We start from the raw sequence: 16,160 nt of genomic DNA, 5'->3' as shown, positions 1-16,160 counted from the left end.
CTCAGTTCTGGGCGATCAGCTCGATGACGGTGGATCTCTGGGGGTACTGGACGGGAGGGCGGAGGCCGACGGCGTCGAGCTCGCGACCCGTCAGCGTGATGCCGTTCTCCTGCCATTGCAGACCTGACTGCGCGGCGGCGCTCGTCGAGCTGCCGACCACCCGGACCCGGTACTGCCGACCGGCGTCGAGCCCGGGGATCCGGACCCGTCCGGGGGGATAGGCGACGGTGGTGTCCGTCTGCGTGAGGGTGAACACGGCCGAGGAGCCGTCGCGCGCGACGATGCCGCGCACGTCGATGCCGGGCTCGGTGCCGTCGACGTCGACCGTGCGACCGGTCGCCACGAGTGGGCGGATGCGCTTGGCGTACTCGACCCACGCGGCGATGCGGCGGCGGGTCTCGTCGTCGGTCGCGGTGAGGTCCCACTCGATCCCGACGTGCCCGAGCAGCGCGACGGCGGCGCTGAGGTCGAGGTCGACGGTCCGGCCGGTCGAGTGCACGACGGGGCTGGTCAGGTGCATGCCCATCAGCTCGGGTGGCACCAGGAGGGCCGTGTACCGCTGGTTCACCAGGCGCTCGAGCGGGTCGAGGGTGTCGCTGGTCCAGATCCGGTCGGTGCGGGCCAGGATGCCGAGGTCGACGCGGGCGCCCCCGGACGCGCAGCTCTCGATCTCCAGGTCGGGGTGTGCCGCCTTGAGCTCGTCGAGCAGGCGGTAGAGGGCGAGGGTGTGCTCGCGCACCCGGGCGACGCCCTCGGGTCCGCTGCCCGCGTCGAGCAGGTCGCGGTTGTGGTCCCACTTGAGGTACGCGATCGGGTACTCCTCCACCAAGGCGTGCAAGCGCTTCGCCACGTACGCGTACGCGTCCGGGTGTGCGAGGTCGAGCACCTGCTGCTGGCGGGCGGCGGGTGGCAGCGCCATCCGACCGCGCAGGATCCAGTCCGGGTGACGCCGTGCGACGTTGCTGTCGGGGTTGACCATCTCGGGCTCGACCCACAGCCCGAATTCCATGCCCCGGGCGTGCACGTGGTCGACGAGCGGGTGCAGGCCGTCGGGCCAGACCGTCGGGTCGACGTACCAGTCGCCGAGACCGGCGGTGTCGTCGCGACGTCCGAGGAACCAGCCGTCGTCGAGGACGAACCGCTCGACCCCGACGGTCGCCGCGGCGTCCGCGAGCGAGGTGAGCCGTTCCAGCGAGTGGTCGAAGTAGACCGCCTCCCACGTGTTCAGGGTGATGGGACGCGGGCGGCGAGGATGGGCCGGCCGGCTGCGCCACTCGTCGTGGAAGCGGTGCGCGAGCTCGTTCAGCCCGTCGCCCCAGGACCCGATCACCTCGGGTGACGTGATCGACGAGCCGGGCGCGAGGACGACCTCTCCGGGCGCGAACAGCTCGCCTCCGGCGAGGAACGCCTCGCCCGACACGGACCGCTCCGCGACGAGCCGGTGGTTGCCGCTCCACGCGACGTGGACGGCGTGCACGCGACCGCGCTCGAAGCCGAACCCGGGCCGGCCCGCGGCCAGCACGAGGGTGGCGTCGGCGCCGGGCCGGCCACGGCGGCTCTCCCGCAGGTAGGTCCCGTAGCCGAACGGGTGCCGCTGCGGCGTCCGTTCGCGCAGGTGACGTCCGGTGGTGTCGAGGAGCTCGGTCGCGTCCCACGGCACGGGGAACGCGAGGTGCAGGTGCTGGAGCGTGTAGCGCGAGTCGCCGTCGTTGCGCAGCGTGATCCGCTGCCGTAGGAGACCGGCGGTTCCGACGCCGATCTCCAGCTCCGCGCTCAGCCGGGCCTCGGGGTCGACCAGCGACAGCCGGACGTGGTGGTCGTCGGCCTCGACGTCGGTGAGCTCCAGCCGGACGCTGAACGAGGCGCCGTCGCGGTGCCCCTCGAGCCCGGGGGTGCCGAGCCAGCCGCCCGCGGGGGTCGCGACGAGCGTGGCGCGTGCCGGCTCGTCCAGACCGCCCGAGACGCGCTGCGGACGGGCCGCCACGGCCAGGCTCGCGAGCGTCAGGTCGGTGGAGTCGGCGAGCTCCTCACCCCAGTGCACGATCACGGGGTGCGGGACGGCGTCGAGGTCGATGACGACGCTCGTCCCGCCGCGGCGCAGGTGCAGGACCCGTCCTGCCAGGGCTGAGGAGGGGGCGACCATCTCGTCGGGAGAGAGCATGGTTTAGTTCTAACACGGAAGTAACGAGCGCCACAAGACGGGAGAATCAGGCAATGTGCCCTCGAAGGGCCGATGTTCGTGCCAGGATGGAACCAATGAACCGGTCACGCACATGCTGAGCGACAGCGAGAGAGCCCTCGCGCGCGCCGTGCTCATCCACGGGCCGATCTCGCGCAGCGAGCTGACGAGCAGGCTCGGGCTGTCCCCGCCGAGCCTCACGCGGCTGGCCAAGCCGTTCCTCGACCGCGGCCTGCTGGTCGAGCTCGACGACCGGTCCGACGGGTCCGTCGGTCGCCCCGTCCGCCCCCTCGACGTCCGGCCCGGGCTGGCGCACTTCGCCGGGGTCAAGATCACGGGGGAGGCGCTCCACGTCGTCGCCACCGACGTGCGCGCCGAGCTGCTGGCCTACCAGGAGGTCCCGCTGCACCGTCGCGACCCGGCGGGGGTCGCCACCGAGATCGCCGACGCCGTCCGCGCGCTCGGCGTCGACCGCATCGCGGGGGTGGGCGTCTCGCTCGGCGGTGCCGTCCGCGACGGACGCGTGGAGTTCGCCCCGTTCCTCGACTGGACGGACGTGCCCTTCGCGCAGCTCGTCGAGGCCGAGCTGGGCGTCCCCGCGTCGCTCGAGAACGACCTGGTCGCGCTGGCCGAGGCCGAGCGCTGGTTCGGGCTGGGCCGCGGCATCCCCGGGTTCGTCGTCATCACCATCGGTGCCGGCATCGGGTACGCGCTCGTCGTGAACGGCCAGGTCGTGCACTCCCGCGAGGCGGGCGTCGGGCTGGGCGGGCACATCCCGCTCGGCACCACCGGCCCGGTCTGCCACGCCGGCCACCGCGGGTGCGCGGAGGCCATGCTGACCTCGGGCTCGATCGCGGCCCAGGTGTCGGCGGCGCTGCAGCGACCGGTCGACCACGCCGAGGTCCTGCGGCTCGCGGCCGCGGGCGACCCGGCGGCCGCGACGGTGGTCGACGAGGCCGCGACCGCCCTCGGGCGGCTCGTCGCGATGGCGGTCAACCTGACCCTGCAGCCCGCGGCCGTGCTCGCGGGCGAGGGCATCGGGCTGTTCCCGCTCGCCGAGGAGCGGGTGCGGGCGGCCATCGCCGCCGACCGGGACCCGCGCGCCGAGCCCGTCCGGCTGTTCGTCGACGAGTCCGGTTTCTCCGCCTGGGCCCGCGGAGCGGCCACGATCGCGATCCAGGATGCCGTCGACCGCATCGACCTCCATCGTGGGGAACAGGAGCTGCTGCCCACGAGAGGAGCCCTCGCATGACCTGGACGCCGCAGGACGCCCCCTGGTGGACGCGGGCCGTCGTCTACCAGGTGTACCCGCGCTCGTTCGCGGACTCCGACGGGGACGGCATCGGTGACCTGCGGGGCATCCTGGGACGGCTCGACCACCTGGCCGAGCTGGGGGTCGACGTGGTCTGGCTGTCGCCGATCTACGCCTCCCCGCAGGACGACAACGGCTACGACATCAGCGACTACCAGGCGGTCGACCCGGTGTTCGGCACCCTGGACGACCTCGACGAGCTGGTCGCGGCGCTGCACGCGCGGGGCATGAAGCTGGTCATGGACCTCGTCGTCAACCACACGTCCGACGAGCACCCGTGGTTCGTCGAGTCCCGGGACCCCTCGAGCCCGAAGCGGGACTGGTACTGGTGGCGCCCACCGCGCGACGGGATGGCGGCCGGCGCCCCGGGCGCGGAGCCGACCAACTGGGGCTCGTTCTTCGGCGGGCCCGTCTGGGAGCACGACGAGCGCTCCGGCGAGTACTTCCTGCACCTGTTCAGCCGCAAGCAGCCGGACCTGAACTGGGAGAACCCGCGGGTCCGCGACGCGGTCTACACGATGATGCGCTGGTGGCTGGACCGCGGTGTCGACGGCTTCCGCATGGACGTCATCAACCTCATCTCCAAGGACACGAACCTCCCCGACGGGGTGGTCACGGGCGGCCTGCTCGCGGACGGCTCCGCGTCCTACGTGTGCGGACCGCGCATCCACGAGTTCCTCGCCGAGATGCACGAGGAGGTCTTCGCGGACCGTCCCGAGCGTCTGCTGACCGTGGGGGAGATGCCGGGCGTCACTGTCGAGCAGGCGCGCGACTTCACGGACCCGGCGCGCGCCGAGGTCGACATGGTGTTCCAGTTCGAGCACGTCGGGCTCGACCACGGCCCGGGCGGCAAGTTCGACGTCCGGCCGCTGCGGCTCCTCGACCTGAAGGCGTCGTTCGGTCGCTGGCAGGCGGGCCTGGCCGACGTCGGCTGGAACAGCCTCTACTGGGACAACCACGACCAGCCGCGGGTCGTCTCCCGGTTCGGCGACGACGGTGCGTTCCGACGGGAGTCGGCGACCATGCTGGCCACGGTCCTGCACCTGCACCGTGGCACGCCGTACGTCTACCAGGGCGAGGAGCTCGGGATGACGAACGCGCACTTCACGCGGTTCGACCAGTACCGGGACATCGAGACGCTCAACCACGTGGCGGTCGCGCGGTCCGTCGGCACCGGCTCCGACGAGGACCTGCTGGCGGGCATCGCCGCGATGGGGCGGGACAACGCCCGCACCCCGATGCAGTGGGACGACTCCCCGCACGCCGGGTTCACCACGGGCACGCCCTGGATCGAGGTGAACGCCAACTACCCGTCCGTGAACGCCGCGGCGGAACGCGCTGATCCGGGGTCGGTCTTCCACTACTACCGCACGCTGATCGCGCTCCGGCACGCCGATCCGGTGGTCGCGCTCGGCGACTTCACGATGCTCCTGCCCGACCACGAGCACGTGTACGCGTTCACCCGTCGGCTCGGTGACGTGACGCTGACGGTCCTGGGCAACTTCTCGCGCGACGAGCAGGAGGTCGGACTGGACCGCGCTCCGGGCGAGCTGGTGATCGGCAACTACGCAGACCCGGCCGGACCGGCCTTGCGCCCGTGGGAGGCGCGGGTCTACCGCCGCTCGTCCGACTGAGCTGCCCGTGCCACCGGGTCGACGATCCGGAGCGTCGGCAGCCCTCGCCGCCGGACCATCCACTCGGCGATGACGAGGTTCGGCACCCACGCCAGGAACGTGACCGCGTCGTACGCGTTCTCGAAGGCCGCGTCGAAGTCGAACGCGTCGCCGGCGGCGAACGCCTGCGCGGCGACGAGCGTCCCGGTCCACGTACGCAGCATGACCGCCCCGAACGTGAGCGAGAAGTTCCGGATCATCCACGCCTGGTGCGACCGCACGTCCCCGGTCCGGATCGCCCGGTAGGCACGCCAGCCCGTCCAGACCCAGAGCGCGCCGAGCGTCCCGAACCCGAGGAACCCGATCATGCCTGCCGTGTTGTAGGGAGCCATGACCAGGGACGCGACCCCGCCCACCCAGACGCCGGCGAGGTACGTGCGGCCCAGCCACCGGTGCAGGCCCGGGAACCGGCGACGCGACGCCGCCCAGAACTGGAAGGGCCCGACGAACAGCGCGACGGCTGCCCCGACGATGTGGACGACGAGCGCGACCTGCACGACGGTCGGGGTCTGCGCGTACGCGGGGGCGAGGGGCGCCCGGTCGGGGTCGAGCTGCTCGAGCGAGCCCATCAGGTAGGGCACCGCCGAGTACGCGACGATCGTCAGCGACGTGAGCAGCACCGCGAACCAGCCCGTGCGAGCCGTGACCCGGCGCCGTCGTCGGGCGGACCTGGACGGACGGGACGGCCGCGCGGGCGGGCTCGGCGGAGTCTCGGTCGAGAGGGTCGTCATGTCCGACAACGGTAGGTATGTCTCCTTCCCGTGTCGGTGGGGCACACCCACGCGTGCACACGGTGGTGTGCCCCCTCCGGACGCCTGGACGACCGGAGGGCGAGACCGGCGGGGCCGTGCGCGGTCGGTTGGCTAGGGTCGTCGCGGAGAGGTGGTCGGACCATGGGCAAGGTGCACGAGAAGATCGACGGCCGGCTGCGGGCGTTCGTCGAGGCGCAGCCGATGTTCTTCGTCGCGACGGCCCCGAGCGGCCCCGACGGGCACGTGAACCTGTCGCCCAAGGGCATCGCCGGGTCGTTCGCGGTGCTCGACGAGCACACGGTCGCCTACCTCGACCTGACCGCCAGCGGCGCCGAGACCATCGCGCACCTGCGCGACAACGGCCGGATCACGCTCATGTTCTGCGCGTTCGAGGGTCCGCCCAACATCGTCCGGCTGTACGGCCGCGGCCGGTTCGTGACGCTGTACGACGAGGGCTTCGCCGAGCTCGCTGCGCTGTTCCCGGAGACGCGCGGCGCGCGCGCGGTCATCGTGGTGGAGGTGGACCGCGTGTCGGACTCGTGCGGCTACGCGGTGCCGCGGATGGAGCTGGTGGGGGAGCGGGACCTGCTGCCGCAGCACATGGAGCGCAAGGGGCTCGACGGGCAGGCGGACTACCGACGGCTGAAGAACCGGGTCAGCATCGACGGACTCCCGGCCTTCGACATGGACCCGGCGCCCGTTCACGCGCCGTCCACCCCTTGATCCCGTGAACCACGATGTGAGACGCGCGGCCGGTGGCGTGACACATCGGAAACGTGGGCGTAGTGTCCAACGGGTGCAGACGACCCTTCTCGTAGTACTTCCTGAGCGCGCCGGCTAGAGGCCTCCCGCACAGGCCCCGTCAGCGCGCTCGCCCCTCGACCAGCCCGTACGTGGCTCGAGGGGTTTTTTCATGCTCAGGCACCCATGCAGGACACGTTGCACGACCCAGGGAGACATCGATGGTCCAGGGCCCTCACCCGGCACCGCCGCGAACGCCCACGCCTACCGCCGCGCGCGTCTCGGTTCCCGCCACGACGACGAGCGCGATCGGCCCGGAGCGGGTCACCGGCGCGCAGTCGATCGTCCGCTCGCTCGAGGAGGCCGGCGTCGAGGTGGTCTTCGGCATCCCCGGCGGCGCGATCCTGCCCCTCTACGACCCGCTGATGGACTCCACCCGCGTGCGCCACGTCCTGGTCCGCCATGAGCAGGGCGGCGGCCACGCGGCCGCGGGCTATGCGGCGGCGACCGGCCGCGTCGGCGTGTGCATGGCGACCTCGGGCCCGGGTGCGACGAACCTCGTGACCCCCATCGCCGATGCCCACATGGACTCCGTGCCGCTGGTCGCCATCACCGGACAGGTCGTCGCCTCCCTGATCGGGACGGACGGGTTCCAGGAGGCCGACATCGTCGGCATCACCTTGCCGGTGACCAAGCACAACTACCTGGTCACCGACGCGGACGACATCCCGCGCGTGATCGCCGAGGCGTTCCACATCGCGTCGACCGGCCGCCCGGGCCCCGTGCTCGTCGACATCTCGAAGTCCGCCATGCAGGCCAGCACCACCTTCTCCTGGCCGCAGGACCTGAACCTGCCGGGCTACCACCCGGTCACCAAGCCGCACGCCAAGCAGATCCGTGAGGCCGCGCGCCTGATCGCGACGTCCCGCAAGCCGGTCTTCTACGTGGGCGGCGGCGTGATCCGGGCACGGGCCGCGGCCGAGCTCAAGGCGCTGACCGAGGCGGCGGGCGCGCCCGTCGTGACCACCCTGATGGCCCGTGGTGCGCTGCCCGACTCGCACCCCCAGAACCTGGGCATGCCCGGCATGCACGGCACGGTCACGGCCGTCGCGGCGCTGCAGAAGGCGGACCTGATCGTGGCGCTCGGCGCACGGTTCGACGACCGCGTGACCGGTCAGCTGTCGAGCTTCGCGCCCAACGCGACGATCGTGCACGCCGACATCGACCCGGCCGAGATCGGCAAGAACCGGACCGTGGACGTGCCGATCGTCGGTGATCTCAAGGAGGTCATGGCCGACCTGCTGCCCGAGCTCGCCCGCGAGCACGTCCAGCACGGCAAGCCGGACCTCGAGGGCTGGTGGCGTCTGCTGGACGACTGGCGCGCGACCTTCCCGCTCGGCTACGACGAGCCGCTCGACGGTCACCTGTCGCCGCAGTACGTCATCTCGCGGATCGGTGAGCTGTCCGGGCCGGAGTCGATCTTCGCCGCGGGCGTGGGCCAGCACCAGATGTGGGCCGCGCAGTTCATCAAGTACCAGCGGCCCAACTCGTGGCTGAACTCCGGGGGCCTGGGCACCATGGGCTACGCGGTGCCGGCGGCGATGGGCGCCAAGGTCGGGGACCCGTCCCGGACCGTGTGGGCGATCGACGGCGACGGGTGCTTCCAGATGACCAACCAGGAGCTGGCCACCTGCACGATCAACGACATCCCGATCAAGGTCGCGATCATCAACAACTCGTCGCTGGGCATGGTCCGCCAGTGGCAGACGCTGTTCTACGAGTCCCGCTACTCCAACACCGACCTGAACACCGGGCACGGCACCGTGCGCATCCCGGACTTCGTCAAGATGGCCGACGCCTACGGGTGCGCCGGCCTGCGCTGCGAGACGGCGGCCGATGTCGACGCCACCATCAAGCGCGCGCTCGAGATCAACGACCAGCCCGTGGTCGTCGACTTCACCGTGTCCCGCGACGCGATGGTGTGGCCGATGGTCGCCGCCGGCGTCAGCAACGACGCCATCCAGTACGCCAGGGGAATCTCCCCGGCGTGGGACCGGGAGGACTGAGCCATGTCCCGTCACACCTTGTCGGTCCTCGTCGAGAACAAGCCCGGCGTGCTCACGCGCGTCGCCGGCCTGTTCGCGCGGCGGTCGTTCAACATCCACTCGCTCGCGGTCGGTCCGACCGAGCACGACGAGATCTCCCGCATCACGGTCGTCGTCGATGTCGACGCCCTGCCGCTGGAGCAGGTGACCAAGCAGCTGAACAAGCTGATCAACGTCATCAAGATCGTCGAGCTGGAGGACGCCGCGTCCGTCCAGCGCGAGCTGCTGCTGGTGAAGGTCAAGGCCGACGCCACGCAGCGCACCGGTGTCCTCGAGGTCGTCCAGCTGTTCCGGGCGCACGTCGTCGACGTCGTGCCGGACACCGTCGTCATCGAGGCGACCGGCGGACCGGGCAAGCTCGACGCCCTGCTCGCCGCCCTGGAGCCGTTCGGCATCCGGGAGATCGTGCAGTCCGGCACCGTGGCCATCGGCCGCGGGTCCCGCTCGATCACCGACCGCGCACTCGAGCGCGTCAACCGCAGCGCCTGAATCTTTCCCCTGTCAGCAGCACCAATCACCGAGGAGAACCCATCGTGGCCGAGCTGTTCTACGACGACGACGCCGACCTGTCGATCATCGCCAACAAGAAGGTCGCCGTCATCGGCTACGGCAGCCAGGGGCACGCGCACAGCCTCAACCTGCGCGACTCCGGTGTCGACGTGACCGTCGGCCTGCGCGAGGGCTCCGCGTCCCGCGCCAAGGCCGAGAACCAGGGCCTCAAGGTCGCCTCGGTGGCCGACGCCGTCCGCGAGGCCGACGTCGTCGTCATCCTGGCCCCCGACCAGGTGCAGCGCATCGTCTACCGCGACGAGATCGAGCCCAACCTCAAGGACGGCGCCGCGCTCGTCTTCGGCCACGGCTTCAACATCCGGTTCGGCTACATCAAGCCGGCCGCCGGGCTCGACGTCCTCATGGTCGCCCCCAAGGGCCCCGGCCACCTGGTCCGTCGCGAGTACGTCGACGGTCGCGGCGTGCCCGTGATCGTCGCCGTCGAGCAGGACGCCTCCGGCTCCGCCTGGGACCTCGCGCTGTCGTACGCCAAGGCGATCGGTGGCCTGCGCGCCGCCGGCATCAAGACGACCTTCACCGAGGAGACCGAGACCGACCTGTTCGGTGAGCAGGCCGTCCTGTGCGGTGGCGTCTCGCAGCTGGTCCAGTACGGCTTCGAGACCCTGACCGAGGCTGGCTACCAGCCCGAGGTCGCGTACTTCGAGGTCCTGCACGAGCTGAAGCTGATCGTCGACCTCATCTTCGAGGGCGGCATCACCAAGCAGCGCTGGTCCGTGTCCGACACCGCCGAGTACGGCGACTACGTGTCCGGCCCGCGCGTCATCACGCCCGACGTGAAGGCGAACATGCAGGCCGTCCTCGCGGACATCCAGAACGGTGCCTTCGCGGAGCGCTTCATCAACGACCAGGACGCCGGCGCGCCGGAGTTCAAGGAGCTGCGCGAGAAGGGCCAGAACCACCCGATCGAGCCCGTCGGCCGCGAGCTGCGCAAGCTGTTCGCCTGGGTCAAGCCGTCGGAGACCGACTACGTCGAGGGCAGCGCGGCGCGCTGACCCTCCGCTCCACCGAACGGCACCCCGGCTCCGGGGTGCCGTTCGTCGTCCCCGCCCGCGCCCCACCCCGCAGCGCCGAGCGCGCCCGAACCGTTCGAGCGCACATGCTGCAGCTACCGCGGTCGGCGGTATCGGGCGCGGTGGGCGTCGGGAACTGTGCGTGGGCAGGAGCGGTCGGGCCGGGGGCGCTAGTCCGGTCGCGGGCGATGTGCCGGTGGCCAGCGGGTACGCAAGGATGGGGCAACCACGACGGAGGGACGACGATGACCGACGAGCAGGTAGAGCCGGCCGAGCACGCAGCCGAGGGAGCGGTCGAGGACCTCCGCATCGCGGCGTTCTGGCAGGCGGCGCGCGGGCACGTCGGGATGGGCAAGATGGACCAGGTGCTGGGCGGGACCGCCGACGACGTCGTACCGCCACCGTCGTGGTCGTACGGCGACGACGCCGAGGCGGACGACCTGCTGGCCCGGGTGCTCGACGGGCGCAAGACGGCGACCGCCCTCGCGGTCGCCGAGCTGACGCAGGTCGGGCTCGAGGTCCCGCGCGTGGGGGACCTGTCGATCGTCGTGGACGGCGCCGGTGACCCGCGAGCGCTGCTGCGCACCACCGAGGTCGAGGTGGTCCCGTTCGACCAGGTGCCGGCGGAGCACGCGGCGGCGGAGGCCGAGGGTGACGGCTCGCTGGGGTCGTGGCGCGCGCAGCACGAGGAGTCGTGGCGTCTGGTGCTGGGGGAGGCGTTCTCCCCGTCTCTCGACGTGATGCTGGAGCGGTTCGAGCTGATCTACCCGACGACCGGCCCGACGCCCGCGGTGGACTGAGCACAGGATTCCGCAGGATGAGACACCCGTCCCGAGCGGTGGGACGGGGTCTAGGCTCGGTCCATGGTCGACACCACCGCTGCCCGGGACATCCGCCTCGCCGTCGTCGCAGGTGACGGCATCGGCACGGAGGTCGTCGAGCAGGGCCTGCTGGCCCTCGACACGGCGCTGCACGGCAGCGGGGTCACCGTCTCGACGACGGACTTCGACCTGGGCGCCCGGCGCTTCCACGCGACCGGCGAGACCCTCACGGACACCGACCTCGACGCGATCCGCGCGCACGACGCGATCCTGCTGGGCGCCATCGGGGACCCGAGCGTCCCGTCCGGCGTCCTGGAGCGCGGGCTGCTGCTCAAGCTGCGCTTCGCCCTGGACCACTACGTCAACCTGCGCCCCAGCCGCCTGTACCCCGGCGTGGTGTCCCCGCTGGGCAACCCCGGGGAGATCGACTTCGTCGTGGTCCGCGAGGGCACCGAGGGCCCGTACGTCGGCAACGGCGGCGCCATCCGCGTGGGCACCCCGCACGAGGTGGCCAACGAGGTCAGCGTGAACACCGCGTTCGGCGTCGAGCGCGTGGTCCGGGACGCCTTCGCGCGCGCCGCTGCCCGTCCGCGCAAGAAGCTCACGCTCGTGCACAAGCACAACGTCCTCGTGCACGCCGGCCACCTGTGGCGCCGCACGGTCGAGGCCGTGAACGCCGAGTTCCCCGACGTGACGGTCGACTACCTGCACGTGGACGCGGCGACCATCTTCCTCGTCACCAACCCGGCGCGGTTCGACGTCATCGTCACGGACAACCTGTTCGGCGACATCCTCACGGACCTCGCCGCGGCGATCACCGGCGGCATCGGGCTCGCGGCGTCGGCCAACATCAACCCGGACCGCACGGCGCCCAGCATGTTCGAGCCCGTGCACGGCTCGGCCCCGGACATCGCGGGCCAGGGCAAGGCCGACCCGACCGCCACGGTGCTGTCCGTCGCGCTGCTGCTGGAGCACCTGGGCCTGACGGCCGAGGCCGCCCGGGTCGAGAAGGCCGTCGCCGAGGACATCGCGGACCGCAAGGGAGCCGAGCGAGTACGGTCGACGGCCGAGGTGGGCAAGGACCTCGCCGCGCGCATCGCCGGCTGATCCTGCATCCCCGGGGCCACTGGGCCCCGTCCCGGATTCCACCCGGCCGTCCTCACCGGTACCGTCAAACCTGACTCTGGTGAAAGGCCCCGCACATGAGCACCACGACCCACCCCACGTCGGCTGACCTCTTCGAGATCACCCGGACCGACACCCCCGTCCCCGACGAGCAGCGCGAGGCAGCGCTCGCGTCGCCGAAGTTCGGCACCGTGTTCACGGAGCACATGGCCCGCATCACGTACTCGAACGAGGACGGCTGGACGGGCCGCCGCGTGGAGAAGTACGGGCCGCTGCTGATGGACCCGGCGACGGCCGTCCTGCACTACGGCCAGGAGATCTTCGAGGGCATGAAGGCGTACCGCCACGCCGACGGCTCGGTGTGGACGTTCCGGCCGCGCGACAACGCGGCCAGGTTCACGCGGTCCGCCCGACGGCTGGCGCTGCCCGAGCTGCCCGAGGAGGACTTCCTCGGAGCGATCGAGGCGCTCGTCGCGACCGACCTGGCCTGGGTGCCGTCGGGCGAGGAGACGAGCCTGTACCTGCGCCCGTTCATGTTCGCCTCCGAGACGTTCCTCGGCGTGCGACCGTCGCTGGAGGCGGAGTTCCTCGTCATCGCGTCACCGGTCGGGCCCTACTTCGCCGGGGGCGTGCGGCCGGTGTCGATCTGGGTGGATCAGGAGTACCACCGTGCGGGTGCCGGTGGCACGGGTGCCGCCAAGTGCGGAGGCAACTACGCCGCGAGCCTCCTGCCGCAGCAGCTGGCGTACGCCAAGGGCTTCGAGCAGGTGTGCTTCCTCGACGCGTCGACCAACACCCAGCTCGAGGAGCTGGGCGGGATGAACGTGTTCGTCGTGCACGCCGACGGCAGCGTGGCCACGCCGCCGGTGTCGGGCTCGATCCTCGAGGGCGTGACGAGGTCGTCCATCCTGCGGCTCCTGACGGATGCGGGCCACGAGGTCTCCGAGCGCCAGATCCCGCTCACGGAGCTGCGTGAGGGCCTCGCCGACGGGTCGGTGCGCGAGGTGTTCGCGTGCGGGACGGCCGCCGTCATGACGCCCATCGGCCGGCTGGCCAGCGACGACTTCGACCTGACCGTCGGCGACGGTGACGCCGGACCGGTGACGACGCGCATCCGCGCGGAGCTCACGGACATCCAGTACGGTCGCGCGACCGACCGGCACGGCTGGCTCCACAGGCTCGTCTGACGCGCCCTCGCGGCGCGATCAGTCGACGAGGGTCCCGGGACGCAGGGTGCGGCTCAGGACGCCCAGGAGCAGCGTCCAGATCGCGATCCCGATGACGGCGTTGACCAGGCCGGAGGCGATCGAGGACTCCAGCACGTCGGTCCACGTCAGCGGCAGCAGCGCGGCGGTCAGGGTGGCCAGGAACATGATCCAGCCGAAGAACGCGCGCGGCTTGGGCGTGGACAGGACCAGCACGTGCAGCAGGCCGCCGGCGAGGACCGAGGAGAGCACACCGCCGACGACGAACGCGGCACCGGTGGACTCCGTCCCGAAGATGTCCTTGACCACGAGCTCGATGTCGAGGATCTGGTCGACGATCAGCACCCCGACCAGACCGATCAGGGCAGTGACGAGCGCGGTGGCCACGACGCCGGCCCAGTACCGCCCCGCGTCGACCGACGGCCCGGAGGGGACGGCCGCCACGGGCTGCACGGGCACGACAGGTTGCACGGGCTGCGCAGGCTGCACGGCGGCGGGGTAGACCATCGTCGGGTCGGCGACCGGCGCGGGTGGCGGTGGCGGCGTCGGCGGGGTCTGGTGCGGGTAGGCGGACTGGCGCTCCGGCGGGGGAGTGGGGGTGGACATCGCTGCCTCCTGGAGGTCGGCCGACCTGCGCGCCGCCGGTGACGACACGGGGCAACGCTAGCGAACCGGACATCGGAGCGCGCGGACGCGCGCGACCGGTCTGTCCAAGGAGTGGAACGCGTGACCGCGGAACGTGACGTGTGCCACCATGCACGGGTGACCCGCTCCTCCCTCATTATCGAGTAGCGCGTCGGCCCACCAAGCTGACGCGCAGACCTCCCGTACCCCGGGGGGTCTTTTTGTTGGTCGGAGCATCACCCCGCCCCGGCTAGCGTCGACTGCACCGGCACACCCCCGCCGGAAAAGACTGAGGTAGTACGACGCAGTTCGAGAAAAGTCGCCCCAGCACCGAAGAGAGCCCATCGTGTCCGTCCCCGTCAGCACCCCGTTCCAGGTCTACGACACGACCCTGCGCGACGGCGCCCAGCAGGAGGGGATGAACCTCTCCGTCGCCGACAAGCTGGCCATCGCGCCGCTGCTCGACGAGCTGGGGGTCGGCTTCATCGAGGGCGGCTGGCCGGGCGCCGTGCCCAAGGACACCGAGTTCTTCAAGCGGGCCGCCAAGGAGCTGGACTTCCGCAACGCCGAGCTGGCCGCGTTCGGCAGCACCCGCAAGGCGGGGACGCGTGCGGTCGACGACCCGCAGGTCCGCGCGCTCGTCGACTCCGAGGCGCCCGTCGTCGCGATCGTCGCCAAGCACGACCTGCGGCACGCGGAGCGCGCCCTGCGGACCACCGGCGACGAGAACATCGCGATGATCGCGGACACCGTGGCGTTCCTCGTGCGCGAGGGGCGCCGGGTGGTGGTCGACGCCGAGCACTTCTTCGACGGCTACCGGTTCGACCCCGCGTACACACGCGCCGCGGTGCTCGCCGGTTTCGAGGCGGGTGCCGAGGTCGTCGCGCTCTGCGACACCAACGGAGGCATGGTCCCCACCTGGGTCGCGGAGATCGTGCACGAGATCCGGGGGGCGGTCGGGCCCGACGCGGTGCTCGGCATGCACGCGCACAACGACTCCGGCTGCGCCGTCGCCAACACGCTCGCCGCGGTCGAGGCCGGGTGCACGCACGTCCAGGGCACCGTCAACGGGTACGGCGAGCGCACCGGGAACGCCGACCTGCTGGCCGTCGTCGCCAATCTGCAGCTCAAGTACGGGCTGCCGGTGCTCAAGGTGACCGACGACCTGCCCGGTGGCCTGCCGGAGCTGACCCGGATCGCCCACGCCATCAGCGAGATCACGAACATCTCCCCGTTCGCCCGCTCGCCGTACGTCGGTGCCAGCGCGTTCGCGCACAAGGCGGGCATCCACGCGTCCGCCATCAAGGTGGACCCCGACCTCTACCAGCACATCGACCCCGCGGACGTCGGCAACGACATGCGGATGCTGATCTCCGACATGGCCGGACGCGCGTCGATCGAGCTCAAGGGCCGCGAGCTCGGGTTCGACCTCGCGGGCCGCCCCGAGCTGCTCGGCCGGGTCACGGACCGGGTCAAGGACGCCGAGGCCAACGGGTACACCTACGAGGCGGCGGACGCGTCGTTCGAGCTCCTCCTGCTCGAGGAGATCGACGGGCAGCGGCCGCAGTACTTCCGGGTCGAGTCCTGGCGGACCATCGTCGAGCGCAGCGGTGGGCGTGGCACGCCCGCGACGGCCGAGGCGACGGTCAAGCTGCACGCGGGCGGCGAGCGCGTGGTCAGCACGGGGGAGGGCAACGGGCCGGTCAACGCGCTCGACCACGCCCTGCGCCAGGCGCTGGTCCTCGTCTACCCCGAGCTGGAGACGTTCGAGCTCATCGACTTCAAGGTGCGCATCCTGGACTCGATGCACGGCACCGACGCGGTCACGCGCGTGCTCATCGAGATGACCGACGGGCAGCGTTCCTGGAGCACGGTCGGCGTCGGCCCCAACCTGCTCGAGGCGTCGTGGGAGGCGCTCACGGACTCCGCCATCTGGGGGCTGCGCCACCGCGGTGTGACGCCTCGCTGAACTTCATCCCTGCGCAGTCGGTCGCCGCGGCTTAGCCTCGGAGCACCGGCCGCTGCAGCGCGGCCGCCGACGTG

13 protein-coding genes are annotated in these 16,160 nt (G+C 71.5%); 10 read left to right on the top strand and 3 right to left on the bottom strand.

Annotation, left to right across the window (positions count from 1 at the left end; all coding sequences use genetic code 11):
• Position 1 precedes the first annotated feature (1 nt).
• Positions 2-2,161: an alpha-galactosidase gene (locus ASF78_RS17775; RefSeq protein ID WP_235518671.1), complete on the bottom strand. Its 2,160-nt coding sequence runs from the start codon at positions 2,159-2,161 to the stop codon at positions 2-4.
• Positions 2,162-2,273: 112 nt separating this feature from the next.
• Here ASF78_RS17775 and ASF78_RS17770 point away from each other — a divergent pair, with 112 nt between their 5' ends.
• Positions 2,274-3,431, top strand: coding sequence for an ROK family transcriptional regulator (locus tag ASF78_RS17770; RefSeq protein ID WP_056592595.1), 1,158 nt, complete (start codon positions 2,274-2,276; stop codon positions 3,429-3,431).
• Entirely contained in the window at positions 3,428-5,125 is a 1,698-nt protein-coding gene (locus ASF78_RS17765) for an alpha-glucosidase (protein ID WP_056592592.1), read from the top strand. Before ASF78_RS17770 ends, ASF78_RS17765 begins: the two co-directional genes overlap by 4 nt.
• Here ASF78_RS17765 and ASF78_RS17760 read toward each other — a convergent pair.
• Complete coding sequence (locus ASF78_RS17760) at positions 5,104-5,895, bottom strand: DUF2306 domain-containing protein (RefSeq protein ID WP_056592589.1); 792 nt, start codon at positions 5,893-5,895, stop codon at positions 5,104-5,106. The genes ASF78_RS17765 and ASF78_RS17760 overlap by 22 nt on opposite strands.
• A gap of 162 nt (positions 5,896-6,057) precedes the next feature.
• Here ASF78_RS17760 and ASF78_RS17755 point away from each other — a divergent pair, with 162 nt between their 5' ends.
• The 7 genes from ASF78_RS17755 (at position 6,058) to ASF78_RS17725 (ending at position 13,475) form a co-directional block, all read left to right on the top strand.
• Entirely contained in the window at positions 6,058-6,639 is a 582-nt protein-coding gene (locus ASF78_RS17755; RefSeq protein WP_056592587.1) for a pyridoxamine 5'-phosphate oxidase family protein, read from the top strand.
• 239 nt (positions 6,640-6,878) lie between these two features.
• Positions 6,879-8,723, top strand: a complete 1,845-nt coding sequence (locus ASF78_RS17750; RefSeq protein WP_056592585.1) for an acetolactate synthase large subunit — start codon at positions 6,879-6,881, stop codon at positions 8,721-8,723.
• Between the two features lie 3 nt (positions 8,724-8,726).
• Positions 8,727-9,251, top strand: coding sequence for an acetolactate synthase small subunit (gene ilvN / locus ASF78_RS17745; RefSeq protein WP_056592582.1), 525 nt, complete (start codon positions 8,727-8,729; stop codon positions 9,249-9,251).
• Positions 9,252-9,295: 44 nt separating this feature from the next.
• Positions 9,296-10,324, top strand: coding sequence for a ketol-acid reductoisomerase (ilvC, locus tag ASF78_RS17740; RefSeq protein ID WP_056592579.1), 1,029 nt, complete (start codon positions 9,296-9,298; stop codon positions 10,322-10,324).
• A gap of 263 nt (positions 10,325-10,587) precedes the next feature.
• A complete protein-coding gene (locus ASF78_RS17735; protein ID WP_056592576.1) occupies positions 10,588-11,142 on the top strand; it encodes an ASCH domain-containing protein in 555 nt (184 codons plus the stop codon).
• 63 nt (positions 11,143-11,205) lie between these two features.
• Positions 11,206-12,270, top strand: a complete 1,065-nt coding sequence (locus ASF78_RS17730; protein ID WP_056592573.1) for a 3-isopropylmalate dehydrogenase — start codon at positions 11,206-11,208, stop codon at positions 12,268-12,270.
• 95 nt (positions 12,271-12,365) lie between these two features.
• The gene (locus tag ASF78_RS17725; RefSeq protein WP_056592570.1) at positions 12,366-13,475 is read left to right on the top strand and encodes a branched-chain amino acid aminotransferase; all 1,110 of its coding nucleotides are present in this window, start codon (positions 12,366-12,368) and stop codon (positions 13,473-13,475) included.
• An 18-nt stretch (positions 13,476-13,493) separates the two neighbouring features.
• Here ASF78_RS17725 and ASF78_RS17720 read toward each other — a convergent pair whose 3' ends face one another.
• Positions 13,494-14,099 (bottom strand): DUF6069 family protein, encoded by a 606-nt coding sequence (locus ASF78_RS17720; protein WP_156374222.1) that lies wholly within the window; start codon positions 14,097-14,099, stop codon positions 13,494-13,496.
• Positions 14,100-14,463: 364 nt separating this feature from the next.
• Between ASF78_RS17720 and cimA the strand changes: the two genes are divergently transcribed.
• Complete coding sequence (gene cimA / locus ASF78_RS17715; RefSeq protein ID WP_056592564.1) at positions 14,464-16,086, top strand: citramalate synthase; 1,623 nt, start codon at positions 14,464-14,466, stop codon at positions 16,084-16,086.
• Positions 16,087-16,160: the final 74 nt, after the last annotated feature.

This window comes from Cellulomonas sp. Leaf334, from assembly GCF_001424195.1.
Lineage (GTDB): Bacteria > Actinomycetota > Actinomycetes > Actinomycetales > Cellulomonadaceae > Cellulomonas.
This window is presented reverse-complemented; position numbering and strand designations above follow the sequence as displayed.

Coding starts and splice junctions, on each gene's coding strand:
- ASF78_RS17775 (WP_235518671.1), bottom strand. CDS start 2,161: ATGCTCTCTCCCGACGAGATGGTCGCCCCCTCCTCAGCCCTGGCAGGA.
- ASF78_RS17770 (WP_056592595.1), top strand. CDS start 2,274: ATGCTGAGCGACAGCGAGAGAGCCCTCGCGCGCGCCGTGCTCATCCAC.
- ASF78_RS17765 (WP_056592592.1), top strand. CDS start 3,428: ATGACCTGGACGCCGCAGGACGCCCCCTGGTGGACGCGGGCCGTCGTC.
- ASF78_RS17760 (WP_056592589.1), bottom strand. CDS start 5,895: ATGACGACCCTCTCGACCGAGACTCCGCCGAGCCCGCCCGCGCGGCCG.
- ASF78_RS17755 (WP_056592587.1), top strand. CDS start 6,058: ATGGGCAAGGTGCACGAGAAGATCGACGGCCGGCTGCGGGCGTTCGTC.
- ASF78_RS17750 (WP_056592585.1), top strand. CDS start 6,879: ATGGTCCAGGGCCCTCACCCGGCACCGCCGCGAACGCCCACGCCTACC.
- ilvN (WP_056592582.1), top strand. CDS start 8,727: ATGTCCCGTCACACCTTGTCGGTCCTCGTCGAGAACAAGCCCGGCGTG.
- ASF78_RS17735 (WP_056592576.1), top strand. CDS start 10,588: ATGACCGACGAGCAGGTAGAGCCGGCCGAGCACGCAGCCGAGGGAGCG.
- ASF78_RS17730 (WP_056592573.1), top strand. CDS start 11,206: ATGGTCGACACCACCGCTGCCCGGGACATCCGCCTCGCCGTCGTCGCA.
- ASF78_RS17725 (WP_056592570.1), top strand. CDS start 12,366: ATGAGCACCACGACCCACCCCACGTCGGCTGACCTCTTCGAGATCACC.
- ASF78_RS17720 (WP_156374222.1), bottom strand. CDS start 14,099: ATGTCCACCCCCACTCCCCCGCCGGAGCGCCAGTCCGCCTACCCGCAC.